This is a genomic window from Pseudomonas sp. B21-040, from assembly GCF_024748695.1.
GTDB lineage: Bacteria > Pseudomonadota > Gammaproteobacteria > Pseudomonadales > Pseudomonadaceae > Aquipseudomonas.
Genome location: NZ_CP087176.1, coordinates 3012828 through 3026034 on the forward strand (window position 1 = coordinate 3012828; position 13207 = coordinate 3026034).

The window sequence follows — 13207 nt, forward strand, 5'->3', positions numbered from 1 at the left end:
TAACCGTCCGTCCAACACACCTTCCTGATCCCAGCACCTAGGGCAATGACGCCAAATCAATCCAAAAAGTGGACACCTGAAATGCCCATACCGGCACAGTCGCATTAGTTTTAGCTAAGGTCAGTTATCCCACCATGCGTCTCGAGGCGTGCTTGCCTGCGATAAAAGGCGTGAATAGCCCACACCACCCCTACAAATAGCAACCCTGTCCCAAGCGCTTCCATAGGAGAGGGCCAGCGTTGGTTGATGAGCAGGCCCAGTGCAGTCGCATAAAGGGTTTCACTGGCGATCAATTGCCCGCTGAGAGCCAGAGGTAGGCGCCGAGTTGCGATTGACCATGCCCAGGCACCGGCAAGGGTGGCCCCTAACCCCTGAATTAACCCACAGACTATCAGCGCCTGAGTACCTGCTAACCCGCTCGGATGGCTGGCGAAGTGGGACAGCTTCAGGTAAAGCCCAACTGGGACGAAGGCCAGCATCTCGACGCTGCACATGAAGATCAGCATGGCAGACCACAGCATGGGGGACATGTTTGGGCGTTGAGCCAAAGCACTTTCATTTAACAGGCCAAAACCAGTCCAAAAACCGATTGCCAGCAACGATGCGAGCAGCCCAAGCAGTATCGAAGCTGCCGGGCGCACAACCGTCGCGCTGCTAAAATCAAACACGCTCAGGTTGACCAAACTTATGCCCAATGCCGCCACCACCAGCGGCCCGGCAATGGCGCGCCAGGGCACGCTGGAGCTTCGCATATTGCCGGCAATCGCGAGCACGATCGGTACTGACCCCATCATCACCGGAGGGATCACCGGCCCAGCTGCCAAGACCGCAGTGGTGATCAGGAAGAAGTAGCCGATGTATCCTAAGAAGCCCAGCAGTGCGGCGCAGGCCCAGTCGCTCAGTCGCAACTGCCGCACTTCGCTACGGTAAACAAACAGCACTAGCAGGCTACCTAAACCGGCAAAGGCGTAACTCACCACCGCCAAATCGAAAAGGCTGTAATCGCCGACTAGCCCCGGAAAGATGTAGAGCAGCGACCAGGAAAAAGTGGCGGCAATGGCCGCTAATAAGCCTAGGGTCATACGCTCTGCTCCTCCTGGCCCTGCTTCCGGATCCAGCAATGAGCTACGTGCCGGGCAGTGTCGAACACCCGCACGTCCTGGCCCATGGCACCGCTGACAAAACTGCCCTCCAGCAAGATAAACAATCCCTCAGCAGCGACGCCAGGGTCGCGTACACCGGCGCTCATGGCCAACGCGGCGAGACTTTCGCGTATCCCTTGCTTATGCCGGCTCACTGCCAAATGCACAGGGTGGCTGAACTCGGGGAATTCAGCCGCACTGTTGACGAACAGGCACCCGCGCCCGCTATCTCGCAAAAGATAGCGTTGATACAAATCGAAAAACGCGAGCATGGCACTGACCGGGTCAGCGTGCTTCGCCAAGGCGCGCGCTACCTCTTTGCGCCAGCGTCGGTCACGCTCATCAAGGCAAGCCACTATCAGCGCATCCTTGGAGGGAAAATGACTGTAGAGCGTCATCTTGGTAACACCCGCCAACATGGCGATGGCCATCACACCAGTACTGTGTACGCCTTGTGAAAGGAACAGCTTCAGCGCTGAATCAATCAAGCGCTCACGGGTATTGTCCATGTTAAGGCACTCCGGCATCGGGACGGAGTTGACTATACTGACCGGTAAGATTGAGGCGAATCCAAATACGACCTGAATCATGGCCATTACGACACAGACCGCAACGTGCCAACGCCGCAGTAAATCGTAGGACTTGGCCAATCAGGAAGTTCGCCACGCTAGCTAAGCGCCCCCACACCAGCGTGGTTAGCAGCTAACGCCATTCTGGTGGCTGCGCAGAGCCAATTGGAGCTGGCTCATGTATGGGACGGCGGCGAAGTGGCCTCCGTCGAAGGCATGCGCTTCCTCGTACCGGTGCGCACCGCGCATGCCGGTCCCAACCCGAAGTATTTCGGTATCTTGGATTGCTGCCGTTCGGGCTGTCGGACTTTCGCGCTTGGTGGCGTAGCGGCGAGGCCACGGGTATCGTCGCCTCGCATGGCGCGAAAGCGCAAATAGCTGCGTAGGCTCGTGCAGATTACCACGCGTGAACTCGGCTTCCAGCGGTTGGCCAAGCCACTGAAGGTAAAGGTCACCGTCACTTGCAAGGTTGCTACATCGACCTTGACGGCCCACGAGAGCGCTACAGCGCTCTGCACAAACGCGTCAACTCCTCCACCGATGAGGCCGCCTGATATGAACCAAATTGAACTTGCTCAGATGAAATAAATGTTTGAAATGTGCCCCGCAAACTTGCGGGGCACATTTCATGCCGCGGGACGTCGAGCTTCGTCGGTCAACCATTCGATGTATCGGCGTGCCGTACTGCTGAGCACTTTCTGGCGCTGCGTCAGCAGGTAGTAGACTTGCTTATGACGCATCGTCAACTCTGGGCAGAATGACCATTCAGCCACTGCGCAAGGGCCTCTCGGTGAGCTTCAGGGCGCGCAGCGCTTCATCAAAGTCCGAAGTACTGCTGCGCGGCAGCCTTGGCATCCTTGCCGTCAAAGGTGGTCAGTCCATCCAGCCACGGGTCGAGCCACTGCGGATTGCGAGTGATCCAGGCCTTGGCCAGTTGAAGCGGATCTTTCTTGTCGAGAATGCCCATCATCAGTTCACTTTCCATCTGGACGTCAAACTTCATGTTGCTGATCAGCTTCGCTGCGTTCGGGCAGCGCTGGGCATAGTCGGGCGTAGTCACGGTATAGACCGTCGCGGCGCCATAATTGGGGCCGAACACCTGATCCCCTCCGGAAAGGTAGGTCATCTTGAAATCCAGGTTCATCGGGTGCGGAGCCCAGCCTAGGAACAGGATCGCTTTCTCGCGCCTGATCGCCCGCGAAACCTGCATGCGCATCGCCGTCTCACTGGACTCTACCAACTGGAAGTCACCCAGGCTGTAGAGGTTTTCCTTGATCTTTTTTCTCAGCGAGGAAATGCCACCGCTATGGGCATCGAACAACATCTCGTGGCCTTGGCTGGGATACGCCACCAACCAAAATGCGCGACTGGCGCACAGCATCATGTGGGAGACCTGGATGCGTCGAAACAGGCCGCCGATCAGCAGACCTTCTTCGCTCCAGTCGAACTGAAAGGCCTCGCCGAGTGCAAAGGTCAGCAGTACGAAGGCCCGAAACGATTTGCCTTGCTCACCGCGCCACGAGCGTATGAAGGCGGTGAACTGGCGGTAACCGCCGTCGTAACCCTCGGCCTTGATCTGTTCGAAGAGTGCTTTGGCGCTCCTCCGATTGTGCTTTGCCCGGAAGGAATCGGCCTTGAGCGCCTGCTCCAGCGTCTCGTGAAATGGACTGAGTTTGTTGAAGGTTGCGCACCGCAGGTACGCCGGCTGAGTGGCTTCGGGTGCTCTGCCCCATTTTCGGATGGTCTTTCTCGACAGCCCGGTACGCTTGGCTATCTGATGCAGCGACAGCTTGTCGCGAAAATACACGCGCCGAATTTTGCCCATCATTTCCATGCTGATCGCCCTGTGTTCTCCCGCTCAAAAATTGAGCAGAAGCAGTTGAACACCTGGGTCAGTTTTCGGTCAGGGGCAACAGCGCAGGTGAATACTCAGCTGCGCAGGGTAGCGTTCTCGACGCACATTGCTCTGGGTTCGCTTCGGACGTTTACCGTCAGCCTGGCGTAGATAACTGATCAGCTGGCGTTTCAGCTCGCCGCGTGGATAACCATCGATGGCGAGGTAGATAGTTTCGTGGCTCACATGTCGCTCGGATTGGCCGGGCTAGATACTGCATAGTCTGCGGGCAATTTGTTGCGGTGACCAGCCAATGCGGAGCATTTCGACGACCACTTGAAACAGCTCTGAGTCTGGAGATAAGCGCCGCTGACGGCGAAGCACATGTCGAAGCTGTTGAGCCCTCCTGGTGGCTTGGATGGCGTCATAGTAAGGCTGCAAGGGGGGCGCTTGATCTCACGACTAATGGTGCTGGGGTGACGGCCAAGCAAAGCGGCAATAGCTCGCAGCGACTGCCGTTGAAATAGCATCACCATAATGGTGACGCGTTCCTCGGTACTCAAATGTTTGTATTGGGTAGACATGGCAACACCTTACATCAGGTGTTGCACTTGCTCCTTGAGATCGCCAGGCTTATGACGCCATCATTCAATACGCTACCTCGATTCGAGTAAGTAAAGAGGGGAAGGCACAGATCAAGGTCGCACGCGAAAGTAAAAGATTGAAGGCTATAGCGGCAAAGTTGTGACTGCGATAGGGGGTGGCCCGCTTTCGCGCCAAGCCCCACGATAGATACATACTCACCCCTCATCAAGTGCGAGAAATGGGTTATCTGGAGGTATCAATTCTAAAAGTGATATCGGCTCCGCAATCAAGTAACCCTTCAAGGTCGTTTTCTTCCTGGGACCTTGCACTTGGCATACCCAGATATTCAGACCGTTGTTTCGCTTTCTGTGGACCTTCAATTTCTCAAACTGCTTCTGCACCCAACGCCATTCTTCAATCCCTTGATCGGCCCCTTGAGAGATACCAGGAAACTCCTGCGCGTAGCGTTGGAAAAGTCCCGGCGTGACCAGAAATACGCTGCCACTCACCGTGTGGATTTTGGCCTTGCTGTCATTGATGATCAGCTTGTGGCTCAGGATGCCTTCTTTGACCCAATTCAGAAACGCCTGGCCAGGGTTATCCGAAGGAGGGAGTGAGGTTTCGAGAGCGCTTTCTGACGGTGCATCACTGGCCTCAGGCTCCCCCGACTCGAACATGTCCAGCAGCGTGCCGAGGTAGTCGGCATCCTCCAGCGCCATGGCATCTGGCTGCGATTTGCTTTGACGCGATTCTGTATTGGCTGCCTTGGGGGCTGGTGGTGATACCGAAGCGTTGGACTGATTGTCATCGAGTGCAACGCTCACCGTTCCGCGGAAAGCGGCGGGGCGGTTTTCGCTTCCCCAAATCAACGCCGGTTGAAGGCGCAGAAAGGTAAAGCTCTGCTGCCAGTCTCCCTGCGCCACTAGCGCAGTCCAGATGGCTTTGCCTTCCGGTGTCGACTCAACCAATCCATGCGATTGGAGTTCGTCGAACACGGCAATGTTGGATGAGGGAATGCCTTCAATCGCTTGTGAAAGCAAATAAGCTCGTAGCTTGTCCGTGACTGCCTTGCTGACTAGCCAGAGGGCGTCGTGTGTCAGCCAGCCCGCGGCACCTGGCTGGTTGAGTTTCAGCTCGTGTTGAACCAGATGACGCAGTCCGCTGATCAAATGGTGTTGCAGCGAATGGATAGGGGCCTGCAGCGCCTTGCTTGGGTTACCGCCAATGTTCTGTGTGGTGGAGACGCGGTCGGCTTGAATAACCAACTCGCCGAGCACGCCGGCACGTTCATACTGACCGGCCAAGACATACAGCAAGCTGGCCCAGAGCGACGGAAAGCCACTGAGCCAATCGAGGATCGGGCGGTCGAGAATCTGGGTGTAGAGCAAACCTGCGGCGGCGCCGTGCAGATGGTAATCCCGACCCTTGAGGTAACGAAAACGGTAGGGCTGATCCAGGGAGCCCTGCCAAGGATGCCAAACACGGCCATCCTGGCGTTCGACCAGCAGGTCCACGGCGATCTTGCCGATGTCATGCAGCAGGGCGCCATAGGCGATGCCAGCCGACCAGGCATCGGTCTGGGCGGCTTGGTCTTCGGGCGCCGCACCGGTCGGAAGCAGGTACGACTGACGCAGTTTTAAACTGCAAGCGACCAGCTCCAGACCATGGTCGAGCATGCCGCCGAGATACGCATGGTGGTGCGTCTCGCTGGCCGGGAGTTGCTGGACCCGTTCGGCGTAGCGATGGATCGGATTTAAATAGAGCTGGATGAACTGCGCGTGGGAGAGGGCGGTGTACTGCCAGATGCGATCGAGCAGCTGGCGGCGGTGTTCCGCGGCTAACAAGCTCTGGGCCGACTCGATGGGCAGGTAACCTTCGGCGACGCTCACGGTCGGTGGTGGAGGAGGCTTCTGCCTTTTGTGGCGAAACAGACTGAGCATCAGGACCTCCGGGAAATGGTTGGGTCAGTGGCCTTTTAGCCTTTTCGGATAGGGCTCTTACCCTTGACTCCCCATTCCCTTACAACCCTTACCGATCCTTTTGGTGCGTGTCCTTTTGTGCGGCAATCGGAATATTGATACTGCTCGCCATCATTTTGTTGGAGGGCTGGTACGGCAAAGAAAAGAGTCGGTAGACTGCGGTGCCTATTTTTTGGGACTTGCCATGAACCTCACTGATGCCACGCTCGTGCTGCTGCTCGCGGCACGTATCCATGGGACCGACGAAGCTGTCAGGGCCTCGGCGAAGAGCGTGGTCAAGAAGTTGCCACGCAGCAAGCGCGATCTGATCTACAAGGTGATCGACAGTCGGAGCCCGCTCGATCTGGTGGATTTTCTGGCGCAGAACCTGGATACGGAATGACATGCTACGGGTGTGCGCCCCTCTGTTGTTCTTTGCGTGAGGGGCCCGCGGCGTGATGTCGTCTGTTTTCAGGGAACAGAAAAAAGGGCTCAACTCGCGTTGGGCCCTGTGAAGCGTTTGCAGTGGTGAGATAACGATCAAGCTCCATCGTTCATGCACAGCGAGTCATCCACGACGGCTTGCTTCAGTTGCTGCTCCAAGTTGAGTACATACTCCGAGGCGCTGCGGGCGTGACCGCTGGCGCGGAAGATCGCGCGTTTGTCAGCCTTGAGCAGGCTGAGCCAGGAGTCGATGTAACCCTCGTGCCGCAGCTCTCCCTGTATACCGGTGTAGGCACATAAGAACGCAGCGCCCATTTCGGCGATCAACTCCTCAAACGCGTAGCTTGGCGAGCCGAACGAACAGGGTGACGTCACGCCTTCGCGCTGCAACCGAGCGTGATGCCCGGTCCAGTGTGTCAGCTCGTGAAGTGCGGTGGCGTAGTACCCACCTTCATCGTGAAATTGCGCTTTTGTCGGCAGTTGGATGAGATCCCTGATCGGGTGGTAAAAGGCTTCGTCGGCAGATCGATGAACGATGTGTGCGCCTGAACTTAACAGCAGATTTTCCGCAGCACTGTTGGCCAGGAAGGGATCGGTCGGGTCCGTCTCGAGCAAGGTTTCGTTGAACGTTTCTAGCCCCTCCGTTTGCTCGATGTTGAACAGAAAATGCGTCCTGAGAATGCCAAAGTGAGCGACCTTGGGTTGACCGTTCTCATCGAGGACCGGTTGGCCTGACTCGGTCTGTTCCTCGCGCTCCATCGGCTTGTAGAGCACCGCTAGGGCACTGTGCTCACCCTTACGGATGTGCCCGCCGGCCTTTTTGGCTTGATTGAAGGTCAGCCAACGATCTTGAGTGAATCCCTGCGACCTCGCCTCGGCCCAGAGCAACGGTAAGTTGATCCCCGAGTAGGGGCGACGCGTGATGGCGTTAATGGGGAAGGGTTGATGGTGACCGACGTCAGCTGAGCCACTTGAGGACCAGGGTTTGATCCAGGGGGCAACGCCTTGGTCCAACGCGGTAACGATCTTGTCAGTCACGTCTTGGTAGATATCGCGCATGGCATTTTCCTCGAGAGAAAACGGAGGAACGCCTTGCCCGTCGGGGAGGGTTCCCCGGTGGGTGATGGTTGGATTGATGCAGGGCTTGCATGCCGTCTGAGTGTGGATCGGGGTGGTGAGTACGACCGTGTGCGTTTAGCGTTGATGTTCTCCTGCAAGCGCTATCAGTAAGGCGTTAGGCTGGCCTGGCTCGAGGAGCAGGCTTAGGCTCAGTTGCAGCAACGGGTTTTGGCGTGGATGACCCGTTGACGCGATGTGGGCTACCTCGAACAGCACATAGGGCTCGTGTGGAGAGGCCAGGTGTGCCTCGAAGGCTGCGCGCAATACGTGGCTGAGCCGATCGACCTGCAGCTTCTCAGGATGACCTGAGCGCTCGAGCAGTACCACGTTTTGCCAAGCTGCGGGGGTGAACACAATAGGAAGCTGAAGGGTGTTCAGGGCTTTGGGTGTTAGCGAGTCGGACATGGTGTGCCTCCGTTGAAAGCGCGAAGAAACCTGTCCCGTGCGGGAGATAATTTCCCCGCGGTGGGTTGAAGAAAAACAAGAAGTTTTGTCTGGCGAGCGGAGCTCGGAAGACGCTCAGGAGAGCAGTAGGCGTTCATCACCGTAGCAACGGTGACCGTGCGAGCTACCGAACGCTAATCGCACTTGGGGAAGAACCATCACCGAAGTGACGTAGCCTTGAAGGTTCTGGCTGCCTGGGTAGGGTACTGTCGATAACAGCGATCCGTACTTTGTATTTAACGGAGCGATTTATACGGGTCAACCTACGAAGAGAAGCTGTGTCACGAAGTTTGTCTTCTGTCTTCCAGTGGAGATTTTTTGGCTGGGCAAGCTGATAAACGGTCAAGCACGGACAGTTTTCAGTAGTAGGCTGTTACTCCTGTCTCAATCATGAAAACGCTCAGAAGAGGGCGAGACCATGCCGACTCAGAACCCTGTTAAGAATTCACGTGCCCACCGCCGGGCGTACGCCTGTGGCATGTCGGTAAAGCGTGGTTATCGCAAATTGAAAGCGTTTGAGTACCGCCTGGCTGAGCGTGCGGTGACGGCAGGTATGCCCGCAGGTAAATTAGTTGTTCGCGGGAGCTTTCTGATTGCCCAATTGGCGCTGCTCGGAGCATTTCTTTTTGTTAGCTTCTGGTTGTTTGTGCTGATGTGCACATTCGTCGCATTAGCAGCTATCCCAGTTCAAGATTCAGACACTCCAGATATTGATGATCTCGATGATCCAATGCATAGGACGTCTTGGCCTGAGCGGTACGATAAATGGGGTTCACTGAAGTAACCTTGTGGTTATTTTGAGCCCGATTTACCTGAAATAATTCTTGCTCCGCTCATCAACTGAGAGGTCCCGCTAGAGCTCGCTGTCTGCGCAGCCTGGGTTCCCCGGCTGAGCATTCCTTCTACACCTGAACCTACGCTATACCCAGCCCAGCTCATAGCGGCTAGAAAAACCATCGGCAGCACAATGAACATCGCCCCCATCACATACTCAATTACTTGCGCCGTAACTGTCCCCTCCATGAAGCCGGATGTGGGCAGCGATAACAGCACTTGATTGGACGCCGAAACCTGGTTGTACAAGGCATCGAGCATGCTGGAGTCGACCCAGCGGGCGAGTTCCCACCAGAAGCTGAGCATGTGTAAGGTGAACAGCGCGAACGTCACCGTCATGACGGTCTTCAACTGGTAGGTACTGACCAGCAGAATCAGCGGCAAACTGATGATGACGCCCATGATCAGGAAGGCTTGCACCATCGGTAAGGCGGCGCGCAGTGCATTCATCGCCGGGAAGTTGCTGAAGGAACCCAGTGCCAACCCGGTATTGGTGGCCAGATTATTGAGCCCCTGATTGATAGAGCCGCCACGAGCGCTGGAGCCATAGTCCTGGTACACCTGTCCGGGCGACATGGACATCGATTGCTGACGCGGGCTGACCAGCTCACGCAGGGTGGCATCCTCGATCTCGTTGCTCGAACGACCAGTCAACCAACCTTTCAGTTGAGTCAGCAGCGAGGGATCGACCTGCTGGATCAAACGCTCGCGCAACCCAACACCGCTATCACTCCACCACTGCTTGCAGGTGGGGTAACCTGCGCCATTCTCCAGCCGAGGTAAGGAAACATCTCGGCTTTCGTCATACGGCCAGCTGACGCGCGGTGTGTGTGAGCGATCCGTATCGTAGTAGCCAGGCGTATCAAGAAAATAGCTTGAGCCGATCCAGGACGCGTCGTGACTTTGTACCTTGTCCAACTGGGGACGGTTGGTAAACAGCCGGGAGCGAGAATAGCCATAGCAGTCGCGGGTGAAGTCGGCGACTTCCTGCAGCAGTACCTGGCTGTCGATGCGCGAACTGTCGATCTCCATGCGCATCTGCCGGATATCCGGTGCGCAGGGAATGGAGGCGGTGGCCGCCGCGGTTACCCCTTTGCTCAAGGCATGCACCAGAAACCACCAGATCGGCACACTGGCGGAGCGTTCGCCGATGGTATTGAAGGTGGTCCCCCAGGCGGTTTCCGCCGGCTTGGCCACACTAAAGCCGCAGCGCTGGCTCGCCGCATCATCGAACGCCATTGAGGCGAGGCTCAAAGGAAAGACGGGGGCGCAGCCAAATAGCACGACGATGTAGGCCAGCCACAACCGGTTCTCGATCCGCGGCACCGAGAACAGTCCCTTGTTGCCTTCATCCGCGCCTTGCTGACGGGCCGACAACCATTCCTGCAAGATAATTGCGCCAAAGGGCGCGGCGAATAGCCCGGTGTCGGACAGGACACTCCAGAGGCCGTTGTTGATGATCCAGGCCAGCAGAGAGAGGTAAAACTCCAGGTAGCTGTTGGTGCTCATGAGCATGGTGGTGACCTCACAGTCGGGTGAGTTCGACGCAGGTAAAGAGCACGAACCCAAACGCTCCAATGCGTTTCACGCGCAGTCGATGCTGTGGTCGATGTCGGTAGCGCCGAAGCAGATCCCACCAGAGCGCAAAGAGGGCGGCGTAGAGCAGGGCGCGCCACCACCGCAGATAAGGTCGTGCCGATTCGAATGCCTGCTGCCAGACCTCGAAACTACCCAGCGCAGTGCGGCCGATCCAGGCGACCAGTGCGGCGGTGAGGATCATCACCGCGGCAATCCCCAGACCTGAAAGCAGAGTGAATAGCGGTGAGCGTTTCATGGCTCACTTGCGCCTAGCGTCAGCATCATTGAGTCGGCCCGGCTCAGGGTCGCCTTGCTCGACGGTACGCGAAGCATCGGCACCACCCGCATGTCGATCGAGCACCAGGCTGGCGGTATTGGTTGCGAGCATCTGCCGGACCTGCAGCTCGGTTTGTAGCAGACGTATTTCGCGCTCCAGGGCGTCGATATTTTTCGTCAAGGCTGTCTGGGCCGGCTCGGCTGAAGCGATGTTCGGTTCGTGACTGCCTGCCAGCAGAGTGCGCAGTAGCAGGAGCGCCTTATCGAGTACGCTGGACAGGGCCGTCTCGCTGGCCAGGCGTCGCGCCAGCAGATCCTGGTCGGGATCGTCGCGCAAGGCTTCGATCACGCCACGGGTCACTGGAAGTATTGGGCTTGAGGCTTTAGCCAGATTGTCAGGGGTAGGCGACAGTGAACCGGACAGCAGCCCTTGCAGGGCCTTGAGGCGTTCGCTATAGGCCTCCTGGATCAGCGGCGTCAGCCCGCTGCCGGCGGTAGCGCGCAAAGTTTCGCAGCTGTTGCAGGTCGCGACTTCGCTCTCGCCCAATACCCGAACGGCCCATTCGGATTCCTCCTGGGGCGAAGCCCATGTCTGGCAAATGGCTCCACCCAAACAGTCGCTGCTACTGATCGAGGTACTGTCATCCACCTTCCGGTTATGCAGCAAGTTATAGCCCGCGCGCACTACGTCGGAGGTCACCCGAATGGGTGTCTGCCCATTCCCACCAGCCTTCGAACCTCCGACCCAGGACACCCCATTGTTGCCGTTTTGGGACTCGGTATTTTTCACCGTGGCCACTGCGTCACCGCCGATTTGCTCCAGATTACTCTGCATCTCCTGGTTCTTGGCCAGCGCACCCCAGCCGGCTTGACCGACGTTGTCCGCCATCTTTTCGGCCATGGACTGGCAGGTCAGCTTGGAGCGGTCGAAGTCGATACGTCCCTGCATCACCCCGTTGCTCAACAACTCATAGAGGCCGGGGTTGGCGCGCTGAATGATCAACGCTGGCAGCGACATCACGGCTTGGGTCGCGTTCTGCACGATGCTGCCCATGATCTGCTGGAAACCTTCAGTGACGCCGTTCAGCTGGTTTTGCAGGGTGTTGGTGAGGCTCATGTTTCCGCACATCATGTTCGCTCGCCAGGACCCGCCGACACCGAGACCACTGGGGCGGTAGAGCGAACTCGGTGAGCCGACTGCCGAGCCGCCACCAATGGTGTACATGACTCGGTCGTCGAGTACTTCGCCTTGAGTACCCAGGCGGTAATCGCCCTCGGCGGCGTGGGCATGAGTGGCCATGGCGAGCAGTCCACAGAGCAACAGGCTCATCACGCCCAACCATGATCGCGCGCAAAGCCGACTCATGATGCACCGCCTTCGAAGTCGATACTGAACAGAAAGGTCTGCCCCTCACGTTTGCAGCAGCTATAGGGACGCCACAGCGACCAGGCGTAGCCGTCATCCGCACTCTGGACCGGATCGCTGGGGAAGATGCCGCACGTCGGCTGAATCTGAGGGGAAAGCAATTGCCACTTGTGGGTTGAAGCGTCGTTTTCAACGATCGGGCCAGGTGGCCAGTAGCCGTCGCGTTTGGCGGGCGTGAGCGGTAAGTACACATGTGGTTGTCCGTTACGGGTGATGACATCGCCAGCCCGTTGCGCCATGACCGCGGCGGCTTTGAAGTCGTCAGGCTGTACCAGAAAGCCCTGCCGGGGATAGACGCTGCCCCACATGTTTCCCGAAGCTTGACGACCGATTTCACGGATCCCCAGCATGAGCGACTCGGGGTAGAAACTTTCCGGGATGCCATGGCGCCAGGCCAGTGAGTCCAGGGTGCTCAGGTAGTAGGGCATGAACGCAGTAGCGCCGCTGACGCAAGCGTAACCGGATTGCGAGGCTAGTTGCGTGGCGGCCCAGCCACCGGGGTGGCCAATACCGTCGACGTTCTTGAAACGGGGCAGGTTGTCGCGGCGGGTGTTCGGCGTGATCAGGTTGCCACCACCTTCCGCACCGCTGACCGGGCTGGAGAGCGTGGCCATCTCGGTCCAGGGGTTATTGCCGGTGATGGCGTAGCTCGAAACCACGAGTTCAGGAATGAAATGACGAACCTTGATCGAGGTTTTGACTGTGCAGCCGAAGGGCGTGCAGAGGAGCCAGAAACAAATGCCGACGACCCTGTAGGCGAGGCAATTTGGCGAGAGTACGGAGGACGTGATACTGCCGGTATCCAGCGCCACGCTTGGCCCGCACGTCAGCAGGATACTTAGCGCCAAAGGTCGTAGCTTCTGGGGCGCAATTGACGGGCATAGGACAGGCATGATCCAGGCTCTTTGGGCTAATGGCCTGGACACGTTCAATGATTGAACGTACACCGTCAGTGATAAAGCTGAAGCTGGCGTTGTCGGTTTACAAGGATTTTCAGG

At 57.6% G+C, this 13207-nt stretch carries 13 protein-coding genes and 2 pseudogenes; 3 read left to right on the plus strand and 12 right to left on the minus strand.

Translation table 11 applies throughout. From position 1 onward, the window contains the following. Positions 1–110: 110 nt before the first annotated feature. Together LOY55_RS14000 and LOY55_RS14005 are read right to left on the minus strand one after the other, a co-directional pair. Positions 111–1082 (minus strand): DMT family transporter, encoded by a 972-nt coding sequence (locus LOY55_RS14000; protein WP_258668101.1) that lies wholly within the window; start codon positions 1080–1082, stop codon positions 111–113. Then, positions 1079–1651: a TetR/AcrR family transcriptional regulator gene (locus tag LOY55_RS14005; protein ID WP_258668102.1), complete on the minus strand. Its 573-nt coding sequence runs from the start codon at positions 1649–1651 to the stop codon at positions 1079–1081. The genes LOY55_RS14000 and LOY55_RS14005 overlap by 4 nt, the downstream gene beginning before the upstream one ends. A gap of 189 nt (positions 1652–1840) precedes the next feature. On the opposite strand from LOY55_RS14005, the pseudogene LOY55_RS14010 reads away from it, so the two are divergent. Beyond that, positions 1841–1984, plus strand: a pseudogene (locus LOY55_RS14010) (Tn3 family transposase); the annotation flags it as partial. Positions 1985–2528: 544 nt separating this feature from the next. Here LOY55_RS14010 and LOY55_RS14015 read toward each other — a convergent pair. The 4 genes and pseudogenes from LOY55_RS14015 to mobH form a co-directional block, all read right to left on the minus strand. Further along, positions 2529–3035, minus strand: a complete 507-nt coding sequence (locus LOY55_RS14015) for a glycine betaine ABC transporter substrate-binding protein (RefSeq protein ID WP_258668322.1) — start codon at positions 3033–3035, stop codon at positions 2529–2531. Next, positions 3015–3536: pseudogene (locus LOY55_RS14020) on the minus strand (IS21 family transposase); the annotation flags it as partial. The pseudogene LOY55_RS14020 and the gene LOY55_RS14015, both read right to left, overlap by 21 nt. A 251-nt stretch (positions 3537–3787) precedes the next feature. After that, the gene (locus tag LOY55_RS31180; RefSeq protein ID WP_408980983.1) at positions 3788–4129 is read right to left on the minus strand and encodes a helix-turn-helix domain-containing protein; all 342 of its coding nucleotides are present in this window, start codon (positions 4127–4129) and stop codon (positions 3788–3790) included. A 216-nt stretch (positions 4130–4345) separates the two neighbouring features. Continuing rightward, complete coding sequence (mobH, locus tag LOY55_RS14030; RefSeq protein ID WP_258668103.1) at positions 4346–6070, minus strand: MobH family relaxase; 1725 nt, start codon at positions 6068–6070, stop codon at positions 4346–4348. Positions 6071–6293: 223 nt separating this feature from the next. Between mobH and LOY55_RS14035 the strand changes: the two genes are divergently transcribed. Further along, a complete protein-coding gene (locus LOY55_RS14035; protein ID WP_044269227.1) occupies positions 6294–6491 on the plus strand; it encodes a hypothetical protein in 198 nt (65 codons plus the stop codon). A 137-nt stretch (positions 6492–6628) separates the two neighbouring features. Here the strand turns inward: LOY55_RS14035 and LOY55_RS14040 are convergent, their stop codons facing one another. After that, positions 6629–7591 carry an ArdC family protein gene (locus tag LOY55_RS14040; RefSeq protein ID WP_258668106.1) on the minus strand — a complete coding sequence of 321 codons (963 nt, stop codon included), beginning with the start codon at positions 7589–7591 and terminating at the stop codon, positions 6629–6631. 135 nt (positions 7592–7726) lie between these two features. Beyond that, the gene (locus LOY55_RS14045) at positions 7727–8056 is read right to left on the minus strand and encodes a hypothetical protein (protein WP_258668107.1); all 330 of its coding nucleotides are present in this window, start codon (positions 8054–8056) and stop codon (positions 7727–7729) included. A 457-nt stretch (positions 8057–8513) separates the two neighbouring features. On the opposite strand from LOY55_RS14045, the gene LOY55_RS14050 reads away from it, so the two are divergent. Beyond that, positions 8514–8879 carry a DUF3742 family protein gene (locus LOY55_RS14050; RefSeq protein ID WP_258668108.1) on the plus strand — a complete coding sequence of 122 codons (366 nt, stop codon included), beginning with the start codon at positions 8514–8516 and terminating at the stop codon, positions 8877–8879. Positions 8880–8887: 8 nt separating this feature from the next. On the opposite strand, the gene LOY55_RS14055 is transcribed toward LOY55_RS14050, so the two are convergent. The 4 genes from LOY55_RS14055 to LOY55_RS14070 are packed head-to-tail and all read right to left on the minus strand — an operon-like array spanning position 8888 to position 13102. Beyond that, positions 8888–10444, minus strand: a complete 1557-nt coding sequence (locus LOY55_RS14055) for a conjugal transfer protein TraG N-terminal domain-containing protein (RefSeq protein ID WP_258668109.1) — start codon at positions 10442–10444, stop codon at positions 8888–8890. Positions 10445–10454: 10 nt separating this feature from the next. Beyond that, positions 10455–10763, minus strand: coding sequence for a hypothetical protein (locus LOY55_RS14060; protein WP_258668110.1), 309 nt, complete (start codon positions 10761–10763; stop codon positions 10455–10457). Between the two features lie 3 nt (positions 10764–10766). Beyond that, entirely contained in the window at positions 10767–12149 is a 1383-nt protein-coding gene (locus LOY55_RS14065; protein WP_258668111.1) for an integrating conjugative element protein, read from the minus strand. Then, positions 12146–13102, minus strand: a complete 957-nt coding sequence (locus tag LOY55_RS14070) for a TIGR03756 family integrating conjugative element protein (RefSeq protein WP_258668113.1) — start codon at positions 13100–13102, stop codon at positions 12146–12148. Before LOY55_RS14070 ends, LOY55_RS14065 begins: the two co-directional genes overlap by 4 nt. Between the last annotated feature and the right edge of the window lie 105 nt (positions 13103–13207).

Excerpts from the sequence above, each read along its gene's own strand:
- LOY55_RS31180 (WP_408980983.1), bottom strand. The coding sequence starts at position 4,129 with ATGTCTACCCAATACAAACATTTGAGTACCGAGGAACGCGTCACCATT.
- LOY55_RS14035 (WP_044269227.1), top strand. The coding sequence starts at position 6,294 with ATGAACCTCACTGATGCCACGCTCGTGCTGCTGCTCGCGGCACGTATC.
- LOY55_RS14015 (WP_258668322.1), bottom strand. The coding sequence starts at position 3,035 with ATGTTGTTCGATGCCCATAGCGGTGGCATTTCCTCGCTGAGAAAAAAG.
- LOY55_RS14050 (WP_258668108.1), top strand. The coding sequence starts at position 8,514 with ATGCCGACTCAGAACCCTGTTAAGAATTCACGTGCCCACCGCCGGGCG.
- LOY55_RS14060 (WP_258668110.1), bottom strand. The coding sequence starts at position 10,763 with ATGAAACGCTCACCGCTATTCACTCTGCTTTCAGGTCTGGGGATTGCC.
- LOY55_RS14040 (WP_258668106.1), bottom strand. The coding sequence starts at position 7,591 with ATGCGCGATATCTACCAAGACGTGACTGACAAGATCGTTACCGCGTTG.
- LOY55_RS14065 (WP_258668111.1), bottom strand. The coding sequence starts at position 12,149 with ATGAGTCGGCTTTGCGCGCGATCATGGTTGGGCGTGATGAGCCTGTTG.
- LOY55_RS14000 (WP_258668101.1), bottom strand. The coding sequence starts at position 1,082 with ATGACCCTAGGCTTATTAGCGGCCATTGCCGCCACTTTTTCCTGGTCG.
- LOY55_RS14070 (WP_258668113.1), bottom strand. The coding sequence starts at position 13,102 with ATGCCTGTCCTATGCCCGTCAATTGCGCCCCAGAAGCTACGACCTTTG.
- LOY55_RS14055 (WP_258668109.1), bottom strand. The coding sequence starts at position 10,444 with ATGCTCATGAGCACCAACAGCTACCTGGAGTTTTACCTCTCTCTGCTG.
- LOY55_RS14045 (WP_258668107.1), bottom strand. The coding sequence starts at position 8,056 with ATGTCCGACTCGCTAACACCCAAAGCCCTGAACACCCTTCAGCTTCCT.
- mobH (WP_258668103.1), bottom strand. The coding sequence starts at position 6,070 with ATGCTCAGTCTGTTTCGCCACAAAAGGCAGAAGCCTCCTCCACCACCG.
- LOY55_RS14005 (WP_258668102.1), bottom strand. The coding sequence starts at position 1,651 with ATGGACAATACCCGTGAGCGCTTGATTGATTCAGCGCTGAAGCTGTTC.